Source organism: Hirschia litorea, assembly GCF_042665075.1.
Classification (GTDB): Bacteria; Pseudomonadota; Alphaproteobacteria; order Caulobacterales; family Hyphomonadaceae; genus Hirschia; species Hirschia litorea.
This window is the reverse complement of record NZ_JBHTBR010000009.1, coordinates 228812-244017: the sequence shown is the minus strand read 5'-3', so window position 1 is coordinate 244017 and position 15206 is coordinate 228812. Positions and strand designations below refer to the sequence as shown.

The 15206-nt window shown below is 45.7% G+C and carries 8 protein-coding genes; 2 read left to right on the top strand and 6 right to left on the bottom strand.

Features of this window, described 5'->3' with window-relative positions; translation table 11 throughout:
- Nucleotides 1-166: 166 nt before the first annotated feature.
- On the top strand, nucleotides 167-1972 hold the full coding sequence (locus tag ACFQS8_RS15765; protein WP_382169171.1) for an alpha-1,3-galactosidase-related protein: 1806 nt from the start codon (nucleotides 167-169) through the stop codon (nucleotides 1970-1972).
- Between the two features lie 186 nt (nucleotides 1973-2158).
- Here ACFQS8_RS15765 and ACFQS8_RS15760 read toward each other — a convergent pair whose 3' ends face one another.
- The gene (locus ACFQS8_RS15760; protein ID WP_382169169.1) at nucleotides 2159-5359 is read right to left on the bottom strand and encodes a TonB-dependent receptor; all 3201 of its coding nucleotides are present in this window, start codon (nucleotides 5357-5359) and stop codon (nucleotides 2159-2161) included.
- A gap of 502 nt (nucleotides 5360-5861) precedes the next feature.
- Here ACFQS8_RS15760 and ACFQS8_RS15755 point away from each other — a divergent pair.
- Nucleotides 5862-8204, top strand: a complete 2343-nt coding sequence (locus tag ACFQS8_RS15755) for an alkaline phosphatase D family protein (RefSeq protein ID WP_382169167.1) — start codon at nucleotides 5862-5864, stop codon at nucleotides 8202-8204.
- A 72-nt stretch (nucleotides 8205-8276) separates the two neighbouring features.
- Here the strand turns inward: ACFQS8_RS15755 and ACFQS8_RS15750 are convergent, their stop codons facing one another.
- The 5 genes from ACFQS8_RS15750 to ACFQS8_RS15730 form a co-directional block, all read right to left on the bottom strand.
- Nucleotides 8277-9725, bottom strand: a complete 1449-nt coding sequence (locus ACFQS8_RS15750; protein ID WP_382169165.1) for a sulfatase — start codon at nucleotides 9723-9725, stop codon at nucleotides 8277-8279.
- A gap of 111 nt (nucleotides 9726-9836) precedes the next feature.
- Entirely contained in the window at nucleotides 9837-11387 is a 1551-nt protein-coding gene (locus tag ACFQS8_RS15745) for a sulfatase family protein (protein ID WP_382169163.1), read from the bottom strand.
- A gap of 345 nt (nucleotides 11388-11732) precedes the next feature.
- Complete coding sequence (locus tag ACFQS8_RS15740; protein WP_382169161.1) at nucleotides 11733-12449, bottom strand: FadR/GntR family transcriptional regulator; 717 nt, start codon at nucleotides 12447-12449, stop codon at nucleotides 11733-11735.
- Nucleotides 12450-12614: 165 nt separating this feature from the next.
- Entirely contained in the window at nucleotides 12615-13562 is a 948-nt protein-coding gene (locus ACFQS8_RS15735; RefSeq protein WP_382169159.1) for an SMP-30/gluconolactonase/LRE family protein, read from the bottom strand.
- On the bottom strand, nucleotides 13546-15108 hold the full coding sequence (locus ACFQS8_RS15730; protein WP_382169157.1) for a sodium/sugar symporter: 1563 nt from the start codon (nucleotides 15106-15108) through the stop codon (nucleotides 13546-13548). Before ACFQS8_RS15730 ends, ACFQS8_RS15735 begins: the two co-directional genes overlap by 17 nt.
- Nucleotides 15109-15206 lie beyond the last annotated feature (98 nt).

Genomic DNA, 15206 nt, shown 5'->3' with positions numbered 1-15206 from the left:
ACATACCAGCTCCTTTTTAATTCAAGCTGGTATGTCATATTTCAATTTCAAAATGATAGATCATGTGGACTTTTTCAGTGCGTAGAGCTGTTCACCTGCGAATATGTCGTCTATATTGTAATATAATAAAATTATAATAAGTGCATATATCGCGGGAGACGCCAGCATGAATCGACGGGAATTTTCAATCTCAACAATGGCGGTCAGCGCTTTAGCAACCGCATGTGCACCAAGCCAAGGTCAAAGCCATACTGCGCAACACGCAGGTCAGACACAGTTTCCAACCAAGCCCCGCGCTGATGCAACGCAGGCGCTAGTCTCTGCCATAGCAGACGCTATCCAAAACAATAAATCAGAGATAATTCTACCCGCTGGTGAATTACATTTCTGGCCTGACCACGGCGTCAAAGAAGTCTTATCCATCTCCAATAATGATGATGTTGAAAACGCCATCGCTGGGCCGATTGATGGTGCTAAAAACCTAACTCTGCGCGGCCAAAATACATCCCTCATTTTCCACGGCCAAATAACACCTTTTTTGATCCGCAACTCCAGCAATATCACACTGGCAAATCTAAGCATTGATTGGGAAGTCCCATTCCATGTTGAAGCAAATGTCACCTCCATTGATCCTCAAGGAAAATGGATAGAATTAGATGTGCCGGAGCCTTATCAATATGAAATACGAGACGGCGAGTTCGTCTTTAAAGGTGAGGGATTTGAACAAGTTACAACCAAACGCGTCATGCACTTCAACCGCGAACGCCGTGAAACCGAATACATGCATCACACTGCAAATATAGGCACGGGTGGCCCTGATGCAGTTAGAGCGCGTTTCAAATTAGAAGCCCTTTCGCCGCGCCGTTTTCGCGTGTCCTCCAAACAAGGAAAGCTCCCTAGACCACCAAAATTAGGTAATGTTTTGACGCTCATGCCCCCAATCCGCATGTGCCCTGCCGTATTCCTTGAAGACAGCAAGAACGTCACATTCAAAAATGTAACCATCCACCATTCTGGCTGCATGGGCATTATCGCTCAAACCTGCGAGAATATAACGCTCCAAAACTCCCATGTCATTCCAAGCGGCAATCGCTATATTTCAACATGTGTAGATGCGACCCATTTTGTAAATTGCTCAGGTACTGTCACCGTTGAGAATGGCAATTTTTCAAACCATATTGATGATGCTCTCAACATTCACGGAACATATGGAAAGATCATAGAGCGCATTGATTCTAAAACGATAAAATGCCAGTTTGCACACTTCCAGCAATATGGCGTGCGTAATTTTCGTGATGGAGATAAAGTCTCAATTGCAGACGGCACTAATGTAAATGTTTATCTGGAAACAGTTATCAGCAAAGTAGAATATGTCAGCGGGCAATATTTCACGATCAAGTTTGAACATGACCTCCCCTCCAATCTAGCTTTGGGAGATGTCGTCAACAATCTCTCACGACAGGCAAATCTCATTTATCGGGGAAATAGCGTCAGCAAAAACCGCGCACGTGGCATCCTCATATCTACCTTTGGAACAGTCCTCGTAGAGGATAATTATTTTCACTCACAAGGTGCTGCCATCCGAATATCTGGCGGCGTAGATCACTGGTATGAATCGGGGCCGGTCAGTCAGGTCATGATCCGCAATAATGAATTTGACCATTGTTCTTACAATAAAAAGGGCGAGCCCCTCATCACGGTTATATGCGTGGACGCTGAGGATAAAACATCGACAAAACCCTATCACGATACAGTCGCGATAACAGGCAACACCTTCCGCACAGAGCATGGTGATTTCGTCGATGCCTATCGCGTTGGCAATTTGATCTTTGAAAACAACACGATCATCGTCGAGCCATACCAAGATGCAAATGCGCATACGCAAACACCTTTCGAGCTTGAAGCAATTGGTAATCACTCTATTAAAAACAATACGATAACAGGGTATTCTTGGCCTGTGTTTGAGACTTAAAATCACACCTTGAGCAAAGTCATTCCCAAAACAAAAGCGACCTCATGCAAATGTGGTCGCTTTTTTTGTATTCGTCATCGGCGCAGGACATGTCCAAACCTGCCTCTTCTAAATTGCAAACGCGCAAGCAAAAGGGGCAAGACCTTTATGGCCCTGCCCCCTTCAAATGTCTCAATATCTAATGGCTTAGAATTGGTAACGTAGTCCCAGGCGATAAGTTGGCCCAGTATTGGTCAATCGGTTTGTGCGGTAGTTTGGTGCATCCCCGATTGATGTTGACTCTGCTGGAATTGGTGACCCGCTATTTTGCCCGATAGAGGTATAAGTGCGTGTCACAGTGTCGGTGAGGTTCTGACCTTGGAAGTTCAAAGAGATACGGTCGGTAATGTCCCATGATGCAGACATATCAAGCGTATCAAATCCTTCAATCCACTCTAAGTTATTCTGGTTTGTAGAGCGATTGATTAGATAGTCAGAGCGGTTGTTATAGGCCAGACGTAGCAACACACCATCTTTTTCATAAAACACTGTTGTGTTGAATGTGTGCTTTGATGTGCCATCCAGTGGCGTACCGGGGAATAACACATTGCCCGCATCATCAACTTCTTCATCCACTGCACTATCTGAATACGTATAGTTTGCTTGCACACCCATTCCGCTTAAAAGTCCCGGCAGGTAATCAAAATTGTGCTGGAAGGACGTTTCCAGTCCGCGCACATAACCACCTTGTCCGTTTCTTGATTGGGTGACGATCAAAACATCACACCCTTCATCTCCCACAGTCACCGCCATGTCTTGTTCACGGTTAGGGAAACAACCTGGTGTATTCGCGCCGCCAGATAGCGGTAATAACACGCCAGCAATGTCTGTAGAGAAAGACACATTCTCTTTGATGCTGCCGTCTATATTGTAAAATTCTTCACGGAAATCAGCATAGTAAGACTGATAAGACGTTGTTTCAGCAAAGTCTGTGAAGTCCTTGTTGAACAAGGTGAAAGATAGCAATGATGATTTTTGGAAATACCACTCAAAGGATAAATCAAGATTGGTTGATTTATATGGGTCCAATTGTGTGGAACCAAAACTTCCGCGTGAATTAGGGTTGAAGATATCTTCTGTGATGATGAAGCCAGGTTTCAAATCATCAATACGCGGGCGTGCAATTGTTTGGGATGCAGCAAAGCGTAAAATGATATCGTCAGATGCCATATAGTTTAGGTTCATGCTTGGCAGAACATTTGTATATTCGTGCGTTCCAGACACAGCAAAAGGCTCTGGGTCAATTGGCGTCGGCGCTTCAGCCGTCACATTTGCCCCAATGGTATCGCGGCCCAATGCAGCCAATGCAGCTTCAGCACTTCCATAAAACGCGATATTCTCTTCGCGTGTCACAAAGCTCCCATTTGCAAATCTAAATCCAGAAAACCCAGAGGCCTCCACTTCAGTTTGCACGACACGCAAGCCAACATCACCCGTTAGGCGACCATTAAAGGTATCAATATTAGCTTTTAGATATCCACCTAATACATCGTTTTTGATCGCGCGTGTATTGTTCAAGTCTTGCTGGATTTTCAACAAACCCTCAGCGCCGCGACGTTCCAATTCTTCAAGAACCAGCTCACCATCAACACGGAAGAACCCGTCCGTAATTGAATCGCGCTTTAGGCCAAATTCTTTACCATAATCGCCTGGCGTTCTGCCTTCTCCAAGGAAATCTGCAAGTGATTGTCCATTTGCGCGCAACACACCAGCGGTTTCAAAATTGTTTAAACCAAGATTTGTGGCATCGCCCTCTTTTTCTTGGCTAGACCATTTAAAACCAGCTTCAAAACCTGCAATCGGTCCAAAACTGTGATCCCAGTCAACATCGAAATAGAGTGAAGATGCTGTATCCTCAATTTCTCTTTCGCGGATTGCAGCGGCGTGGAAAAGGAAGTTTGTAGGATCATCGGCAAATCCATCCGTGAGCACAATCGAACAAATTTCAGGGTTTGGCTGACAGTCATAACCTGAAACCAACCCATTACGACGACCAGCATTTGAGTTGTCACTACTGAAGCGTACAAATAAGTTATCACCCAGTGATGATGTCGTTTTTGATTGTCCACCCCGCAAAGTGAATGTCCAATCACCAACCTCTTTTTCTACCGTTCCAGAGAAAACGAAATTCTCATTCGTGGTCTCATCTTTTATATCCAGAAATTGCACCGGAAATGGACGGTTTCTATTGTTCTGACGAACATCTTCAGCCGTATTTACATCGCGAATGAGTGTATAAGAATTTGGATCAAAAAGCAGATTTCCAGCCAATGCATCTGTTGCCGTGGCGCGGTTATTTCTGTTCGTCAGAACATTGAAACGGAAATTATCATTGTTCACTGTCTGCTCAGACCATGTCAGGTCCACTTGGATATCAAGTGTCGCATCGGGCTGAAATTGTAACGTACCTGTGATCGTATCACGGTCGCGTTCAGCAATTTTCGTTTCGTAAAACACACCATTACGTGTGATCGCTTTGATCGGCTCGAGTCCATTTCCATAATCAAACTCGGTGATTACTTCACCAGTTTCAATATTTGTTGCACCCGTTGGTAAGTTCGCAATTGGAAAGCTGTTTACATCATAGATATCTTGACGCGTTGTTTGTGTTTCAGAAGATGCAACCAATGCAACACCAAGACGGTCATCAAGAAATTTCTCAGATAGTGAAAGACTGAATTTTCTGTCTCCGCCAAACACATCATGCAGGCTTATGTCATTGTCATCTGCAAAAGGTGAATAACGGCTTTGAACTTCAAGGACACGACGGTCTTTTTTTGCATCAAGCGGCTTAAATCCATTCAATTGAATAGAGGCCCCAAGGCTTCCTTCATCATGGTCAGCACTCGGTGTTTTGATAACCTGAATACCTGCCAATACATCCGCTGAAAACTGGCTTAGATCGACGCCTTGGCTGTTTCCGCTACTGGTGAGTGATACACCGTTCAATGTAATATTGTTGAAATCCGCGCTAACACCACGTGCAACAATAGATGTTCCCTCACCGTCCACGCGGGAGATGGAAATACCAGTCACACGCTGCAATGCTTCAGCAATGTTTTGGTCTGTGGATTTCCCAATGTCTTCCGCTGCAATCGCGTCAGTAACATTCCCAGAGTTACGTTTCGAATTCAGCGCGTTTTCAAGAGATTGTTTATAGCCCGTTACAACAATCGTATCGAGCGTTTTAGGCTGGGTGGATTCCTCAACTTCGCGCGAAGTTGAAAGAGTATCAGCTTCTTGTGCAAATGCGGTTGGATGAATCACCCCCGCAAGGACCATTGCTGACGCAAACCCGAATAGATTTAGCTTGGAACTTTTCTTGGCATTCGCCATAGTTTTTTTCATTGTCGTCTCCCCGTCCGCAGCAAGCTGCTGAACTTAATTTAAATTATTATGCCTATGCTGCTCTTCCCTGTTCGGGTAAAAGCCGCATTCGTTATAATAATACAAATGTGATGCATATCCGCAACACATCTGCCCTCCACAAAAGCCGTGCCGTTCGGCTTTACCTAATTGTTTTATATAAGAAAAACTAACTTTAAGATTGAAATGCTTTACGAATTTATTGATTTATATCGTTTAAGCAAAAGCAAGTTTAGTCTCTAAAACAGGTTTAAATAAACATATAATTAGAGTCGAAGCAACCTACATATGCTATATTCAGCTGCTCAAAATAGGGTTTGGCACTAAAACTCTATTGAAATAGGTTGCTTAGATTGACATTACGTCATGTCCAAGACATTTAATATGATAATATAAAAAATGCGCGTCAAAACGAGCTTGTAAGAGCCATAGCCGTGCGAGATTTTTAATTAGGGGAGCTCGAAACGAGCTAAGAGGCATTAAAATGGTAGACAAACCTTCCACCACAAGACGCACAATTTTGAAGTCTGGCGCGGCAATCGCTGTGCTTTCTGGCTGCCAATCCACAACTTCTCCCACAGCTGCCGCCAATACTGAGACGAAGTTTTCAACCCAATGGGACAAAGCTCAAGATCGCATTTTCGTGGGTGGAGAAATGTGGGCCAACCCGATGGAAGATTGGATCATAAAGGATGGCTCTGCCCGCACGCGTACCTCTGGCGCAGCACGAAACATCCAACTCATCACACACCAATTATCTAACCCTTTGGGCGGGTTTGAAATGCGCGCAAGCGTAAAACGCCTCACCTCTGGAAAGTTGGATGGTGGTGCCGGTTTCCGTCTTGGGGTGCGCAGCGACATTAATGATTATCGCGCAAATGCCTTTGCAAATAACGGAATTATAGCAGGTATTCACCAAAGCACACTCACACTAGGGTCAACCAGTGCGCAGCTAAAAACCTCTCCCTCAGAAGAGACAATCCACCTTGCTATCACAAGCACACCAAAGGGTAAGCAGACCACCCTCACCCTCACAGCAGAAGCAGCTAATGGTGACATTTTAGGCCAAGTTAGCCATGATGTTACATCCGATGATTTGCTTGGAAATGTTGCGCTTGTACACAATTTTGCCAATGGCAAAAAGGCAAGCGATGTGCGCTATGCCTTTGAAAAGTGGAGCGTCGATGGCCCTGCTTTTACAGTCAAACCAGAACGCGCCTTTGGCCCAATCTTGTGGTCCATGTATGCCATTAGTGATTCACGCACGGCTGAAGGTAAAGTCTTTAAAATGAGCGTGCTAACAGCACCCATGGGCGAAAAAGACAGTAAAGACATAGAGTTACAAATCAAACGCGACGGCGCATGGACATCAATCGCCACAGCGCAACTTGATACAGATGCGTGGACAGCCGTTTTCCGCATCCCCAATTGGGATAGCTCCAAGGAATATTCCTACCGCGCTGTCTACCAAATGCAAAATAATGACGGCACCCAAACACCCCATGAATGGGGCGGCATCATCCAAGCCGAACCTAAAGGCCGCCCATTGCGTCTCGCCGCGCTAACCTGCCAAAAAGATTATGGTTTTCCGTATGAACCTGTTGCGAAAAATGTCGCCGCTCTAAACCCTGATTTAGTCTTTTTCTCCGGTGACCAAATCTATGAAAATCATGGTGGTTTTGGCCTTATCCGCGAACCAGCAGACCTCGCCATCTTGAATTATTTACGTAAATATTATCAGCATGGTTGGGCCTTTAGAGAGGTCATGCGCAACGCCCCAACCCTTTGTATTCCTGATGATCATGATGTCTTCCAAGGCAATTATTGGGGCGAAGGCGGCGCTGATATGAAGGGCGACAAAACCGACAAAATGGCCTCCTCTGAACGCGGGGGGTATATCGAGCCAGTGAAGATGGTGAATGCCGTCCACAGGTCCACCACAGCCCACCATCCTGACTTTTTCGACCCCACACCCGCCAAGCGTAATATGAGCGTGTATTATGGCGATATGGTCTATGGTGATGTAGGTTTTGCAATCCTTGGAGACCGCCAATTTAAAAGCGGACCAGAACACGTAGACACAGGCGAAGGCCGCGCAGACCATGTGCCTGATGACAATTTTGACACCAGCACACTCGATGTTGAAGGTCTTGAATTACTCGGTGAACGCCAAGAGCATTTCTTGACTGTCTGGCGAGATGATTGGCGCGGTCACAGCGTTAAAGTGCTGCTCAGTCAAACGCTATTTGCCAATACAGCCACCCATCACGGGCCTGACAATAACGGCTTAGGCATGTACCTAAAAGGCGATTTGGATTCAGGTGGTTGGCCTCAAACTCCGCGCAATCGTGCAATTGACATTATACGCCCAACTCAATGTCTCCACGTCAATGGAGACCAACACCTCACCTCACTTGTTCAATATGGTGTCAAGGAACAACGTGACAGCACTTGGTCCTTCTGTACGCCGGCTATTTCCGCAGGGTATCCACGTTTCTGGCGTCCTGAAGAAGTGGGCTACCCCCACACAGACCGCCCTGCCCACGGCCTTCCCAATACTGGTAAATACAAAGATGGCTTTGGCAATCTGGTCTATGTCTATGCCGTCGGATATCCCGAAGCGGAATCAATGAAGAACCGCTATCAAGTCGCGCATCAAAAAGGTAGTGGATTTGGTTTGATCACGATCAACCAGAAAGACAAATCCTTCGCGATAGATTCCTATAAATTCTTGATTGATATCAATGACCCACCTGAAAAATCACAATTTGCAGGTTGGCCGGTCACGATCACAGCAGACGGAAAAGTTGCAGGCATAGAAACCTAATTTCAGGCCCTGTATCGTAAAAGCTAAAGAGCAAGTTGTATCATCAACTTGCTCTTTTTTTGTGCGTCACGCTTATGAAGGTTGAGGCAAAATCGCCCCTGTATCAGCTCTCCATGCATCAAATAAAAGCTGCATTTTCTCTATTAATTCAGGGTTTTCCGTAGCGATATTGCTCGTCTCATATGGATCAGCTTCCAGATCAAATAACTCAATTTCTTTTGTTTCCATATGATTTATCATCTTCCACTTGCCGCTTCGCACAGCATATCCCGGTCTCCAGCCTGCAGCGTGATAGTGCGGAAAATACCAAATATACGCCTCTAATTCAGGTCCATCACCTCCCTGCAAATGAGCCGTAAAATCTTGTCCATCCACCTTTTCAGGCAGCCCATTTCTTGCCTGCGCCATGCCCACCAGAGTTGGCAAAATATCCACCGATCTTATAATGGCTTGGGATGAACTTCCCGCTTCAATTTGCGTCGGCGAGACGATAAATAAAGGCGTGCGAATTCCGCCTTCATAGAGCCACCCTTTTCCAGCTTTTAAAGGCAAATTTGCGGTTGGTCTTCGCTTACTTGTTTCAATGCCCGTTGATAATCCACCATTATCAGATGCAAATACGATGATCGTATTTTCTAAAATCTCTAATCGCTCAAGCGTAGCAACAATCTCTCCCACCACATCATCAACTGCACTCACCATACTGGCATAAGCAGGGTCATTTTGTTGGGAACGACTCGTACCATTATATCTACCAACCGATTCTAGCTCAAAATTAAGGTCATTTTTCTGTGCCTTATCCTGATAATGTTCAATCCGTTTTGGGTCAGCTTGGATAGGTGTGTGGACTGAATAAAAAGAGTGATAAACAAGGAATGGGTTTTCGGAATTTTCCTCAATAAAACCAATTGTCTCCTGCCCTAAACGTTGTGTTAGAAACTCGCCCTCTGGTCCATCGCGTAAGCGTGGGTTTTTATACGGAGAAAAATAGCCTCCAGGTGGAGCTCCTCGATCAATTCCGCCAATATTGACATCAAACCCCTGATGCTCCGGCCAAAACGCCTCCCCCTCTCCTAAATGCCATTTGCCAGTGAATAAGGTTTTATATCCTGAAGCCTTAAACACTTCAGCCAATGTGACTTCTTCTAAAGCCAATTCATTTCGAATTGGAGGTGTCTTCAAAATGGGAGATTTGGCTTTAGTATATCCGGGGATCCAATCTGTAATTTGTAAGCGCACCGGATCTTTGCCCGTTATAAACGCCGCCCGCGACGGTGAACAAACTGGATGAGAAGAATAAGCTTGCGTAAAGCGCATACCCTGTTTGGCCAGTGCATCTATATGAGGCGTTTCATAAAATTGAGACCCCATATATCCAACATCTTTCCACCCCAAATCATCAACGAGAAGCACAACCACATTAAGCGGTTTTTTTGGCTCCGCGACCTCAAACATGGGCACACAAGACGCAAGCAAACTCAGCGCAATTATCTGCATAAAAGCGAGGACGTTTTTGGGCATGTCATGCCTCCATTTCCTGAAAAAGACTTTGAATAGAGAAACAGCGCCCATCATTATTTCTCTGATAGGCGCTGTTTAATGTTCATCTAAAAAGAAGCTAACGCTAACGGGCTATTGCCCCTCACGCCAAGGCCCCTCTTTATCGACTAGCGCTTGATATTCAGGCGCGCGCTTTTTCTCTGTCTTTTCATGTATGCTTGCCGCAATGTCAGCAGGCTCTGGGAAACGTCCCTGATCGTTTGTTTCCACTTCCCACGTTGCCAATGCAGCGCGCATTTCAACAAGCTTCGCCGCATATTTAGGATCATTTGCCAAATTCACCACATTGTGTGGATCTGTTTTGGTATCAAACAATTCTTCAACTGGCTTTTTGGGTGCCATAAACAAAGACGGAATTTGACCCAGCTTACCATCACGATACAAACGGAACATCTCTCGTAAGACAGGATATTGAGCTTCTTTATACCCGTTCAATTGAGTGTATGGGCGCTCTGGCATGTAGTTTCTAATATAGCGATAGCGTGCATCACGGACTGAACGCATGTAATCAACCGTTTCATCCGCACGATCACGCGCCGCAAACGTATAAGTACGCTGCACAGCATCATCACCCAAAAATGCGCGCCCCTGCATCACCAAACCAGGATCAATTCCCGCCAATTCCAGCGTCGTCGCTGTGATATCAATGCCAGATACCATCATATCTGTACGTGAACCGGCTTTATATCCTTTAGGTTTTTCAAGACCTTCAGGAATGTAGATGAATAGAGGAATATGCAGACCTGAATCATAGAGCCATTGCTTGCCGCGTACCATGGCGCGTCCATGGTCAGAAAGCACAATCACGATTGTATTCTTATCAAGCCCCTCTTCTTTCAGACGCCGCAAAACAACACCTGATTTACGATCAAAAGCCATCACAGCATCCAGATAGTCAGCCCAATCATCACGCGCCGTTGGGGTGTCTGGGTAATATGGCGGAAGATCAACTTTTGCTGGATCTGCTGGGTGATCAATTACGTTTTTTGCATTATCCCAATCTTTTCCTCTGTGCGTTTCTGGAAATTGCACATGTGCAAAAAAAGGTTGGTTTGCTTTTAAATCACTCAGAGCATTTGTATCATATGGCTCACCTTCATAGGTGAAATTCCAGTCCGTTTTCAACTTCCCTTCAAACCATCCATCTGGGCCGTCATCGCGTTCAATCTTTTTGATGAGCGATGTAAAATAACCAGCATCACGAAAATGGTCAGTCAGTAATTTTACACCTTCAGGCAAAGGCTTTTTGCGGTCTTCGGGAGTGCGGTGTTGATGCGCGCCTATGCTGGTTTGGTACATGCCAGTATAAAGGGAGGAGCGACTAATCGAACAAATGGGCGCATTGGTAAAAGCTTGCTCATACACCTGCCCCTTTTTTGCCAATGCATCGAGATTGGGTGTAATCGTCTCCGGTGTCCCATAAATGCCAAGTTCAGGCCCCATATCTTCGGACATGATCCACAAAATGTTTGGACGTTTATCTTGCACAATTTCTGACGCAGCCAGCTCAACTTCATTTGCCGGCGTCTTGGCGCAAGCCACACTCGCAAATGCACCGAGCATAAGGCAGGTCAGCCCCATTCTCATCGCTGACCTTGCTGATCTCTTTGATTTGTTTTCCATGCTATCTCTCCCTCCAACCCGATATCAAATATCTCAACCACACGAAGCGCATGCGTCCTTGTGAAATTGGACCTCAATTCGAGCGTTTTTTAAACTATATCACGCCCGCCCACTGACGGCAGTTTGAAAGATAGAAGACAGACGCTCTCCAGACAAGTCATTAGTTATATAATATTACTATTGAGTGCGGATAAGAGTCATTTTTGCGAGAATACTAGATATTTCATGGTTGATTTTAGAGTTTGACCGCCCTGCCCACTATCAGGCCATGTGCAGAATGCAGCCACAGAAGTGGCAAGCCCCCTACACACCTATACCGCAGAACATACAGACTTATAGCAGAGCCTAAGCAGCGCCCTTGCTATCAATGTCTTTTTGCGCTGTTGCAATGAAGCTCATGACTTCATTCATCATCATCTCAATCATTTGCATAGCGCGATATCCATCACGCGCAATAATCGCTTCAACCATATTTCTATGGTCGCTCACATTAGCGATTCGCACACGTTTATACTTATTTGAAAGCTGAATACTAAAGCGCAAGGCTGTATCCACGAGGGGCGCATGTGCATTTAAGAAGCGGTTGTGCGACGCCTTCAAGATAGCCAAATGCAAATCTATATCACTTTGCAATGGATCATTCTCGCCTGCCTCCGCAGCTTCCATTCCCTCAACACACGCCATCATCATTTGATGATCTTCTGGCGTTGCATTGCGCGAAGCTAGTAAAACGGACTGACGTTCAATACCCATACGGATTTCTGTAAATTCTCTAAGTAAATCAATGGAGAAGTCACCCTCAAGCATCCATCTTAGAACGTCTGGATCCAGCAAATTCCATTCGCTAGGCGGGCAAATACGTGTGCCTTGCTTTGGTTTGGAAGAAATCAATCCCTTGGAAACGAGCATTTTAATCGCTTCGCGCATTACGGAACGACTAGCACCATAAGTTTCGCAAAGGTCGGCTTCAATAACTTTAGGAGAAGTCTCACCAAACTTCTTGGACACAATTGCAGCACCTAAGTCTTGCAATATTGTGTTCGTGACGCCTGAAGCCTTCATAGTCTCTTCCATTCAATTATATCGTTCAAACAGTATACAATAAACACAGTGCGTTACCATCAGTGAAAAAACAATGATGTAAAGACGAAATGCCTTAATATGTACCCGCCCCATTCAAGCAAAGCACACTTGAACGGGCCTGTTTAAACAGTAAAAATATGGTTTCTACATTTCCAACCCTATCGTCGCAAGCTTATTTTGCGCAATTGACGCCCGCCTAGATGGCGTCGTCATTTTGTCCGTCTCCAGAATAAACAAACTGCCTGCCTTTGCTTCCACACAAGCACCTGATGCATCCGTCTCCAACCCATCTTTTGCAGATGTCACAAACATGATATTCCCGCGCTCCCCGCCCAACGCAAGGCACGTAATTTGGGAAGCGGGCAAATTGATCTCATCTCGTTTTTGGCCAGTGGGGTCTATCTCCAACACACAAGATCCGCCCCAAATGGCAGACAGATACATGCCAGACGCATCCGTTATTGCACCATCAGGAAATCCGCCTTCAACGTGATACAAATCTTCAAACACGCCGACATTGCCAGTTGCGAGGTCAAATGATGCGCGTTGGATTATCCCCGTCGGACTATCAGCAAAATAAAGCGTTTGATTGTCAGGAGCCCAACACAAACCGTTTGAGATATGCACGCCCTGCTTTTTAGACGCGCACTCTCCATGCGCATTCGTACAGTAAAGCTGTGCTGAAGGGGCCTCACCCTCTTCTAAAGGTCGCTCCACCAGTGAGCCAACCCAAAAACGACCTGCCGCATCTGTGCGCCCATCATTCATGCGCACGCCACTGCCACGCTCAAACATTTGCGACAGCCAGTTAAGTTGGCCAGTTTCGGGCGCATATAAAGCCATTCCGGTTTCAAATGCGACGAGCAGAATATCATCCCGCCCCTCTATAAATGAAAACGAGCAAATTCGCTGAGGAGCCTCGAAAATCTCTATTTTCAAAGACGGCCATTGCATACAATAAAGCTTGCTCTGTTGAATGTCGCTCCACCACACAGTTGAATCGGATGGGCGAAACAACACCCCCTCTCCAAGGGTGTTGCTTACATCAATTGTTTCAATCAAACGCGCCTGCATTTTACCACCATACGCCATAAAGAACACAAAGCAGCACAACAATCAGAACAGATATAATGTTGAATTCATTCGTCGTTTTGAAGTTTATGCCGCCTAAATCAACCGTTTGCTCTTGTGTGGCCGGTTTCTGCAGCAAGGATACACCCGCGCCCAAAGCAAGTGAGATCAAGAAGACAATTCCAACGCGGTCCATAAATGGCATGTCTGGGAAAATAGATGGCCATAGGAAAGACAACACACAAGAAGATACAACAGCGGCTAAGCCGCCAAACTCAGTTGCGCGTTTCCAGAACATTCCCAACACAAAAATCGCTGTAATCCCAGGTGTGAAATACCCCGTCCAGTCTTGGATATTTTGGAACACTTGATCAGCCCCGCCCAAAAGCGGTGTGGCGAGAAAGAGCGCAATAACCATCGCAGAAAAGCTGGTTGCCCGACCAATATTGACCAACACAGTCTCACTGGCATTCTTCAAGACAAGCGGTTTGAGCAAGTCCATTGTGAAGATGGTTGAAATTGAATTCATCATAGATCCCAAAGAGGATACAATTGCCGCAATCAATGCCGCAAAAATCAGCCCTCTAAGCCCTATTGGAGCTAACTTCATCATCTCAGGGTATGCCTGATCCGGTTTTGCAATATCAGGAGCAAGAATAACGGCCGCAATACCCGGTATCACAATAATGAAAGGCATGACCAACTTTAAGCCCGCAGCAAACAGGATACCCCGTTGAGCCTCTTCCACACTCTTGGCTCCCAAAGCGCGTTGAATGATATATTGGTTGAACCCCCAATAAGAGAGATTCATAATCCACATTCCGCCAATCAAAACACCAATTCCCGGCAAGGCTTGATAGTTTGGATTATCTTTCGAAAGGATCATGTCAAAACGGTCAGGAAGCTCTGTCATCAGGCGATTAAATCCACCCGCAGCACTTCCATCTCCCACTTGGCCTAGCGCGATCCAAGTGATCAAAATGCCTCCAAACACTAGCAATACCACTTGAATAATATCTGTGAACGCAACCGCTTTTAAACCCCCATACAAGGAATAAGCCGCTGCGAAGGCAGCAAGGGCCAACATGCCATTAAACATGCTCAATCCGGTCAATGTACTAATCGCCGTCGCGCCCAACCAAAGAATAGTGGTCAAATTCACAACTGTATAAAGCACCAGCCAGAATATGCTCATTGTGTATTTGACGGATGGACCAAAGCGCTGCTCCAAAAATTGCGGCATGGTGTAAATACCGCGTTTGAGGAAGATCGGCAGCATAAACTTACCGACGATCACAAGCGTGATAGCTGCCATCCATTCATACGAAGCTATCGCCAATCCCAGCGCAAAACCTGAACCCGACATTCCAATGATTTGTTCAGCCGAAATATTGGCTGCAATCAACGAGGCACCAATCGCCCACCATGGCAAAGATTTTCCTGCGAGGAAGTAATCTTCTGTATCCTTCTCATGTCCTGGTTTCTCTCGCGAAACCAGCCACGCCAGAATGAATAATGCGATGGCATAAACGCCAACAACCCCATAATCTAATGATGTTAGGCCCATGACCTACACTCCCCGCTTCTGCCCCTGCCCTCGGGACTATTGATAGTCATATCTAACACTCCATTAAATGATGCGCACTGGCAAATCACAAGATGAAG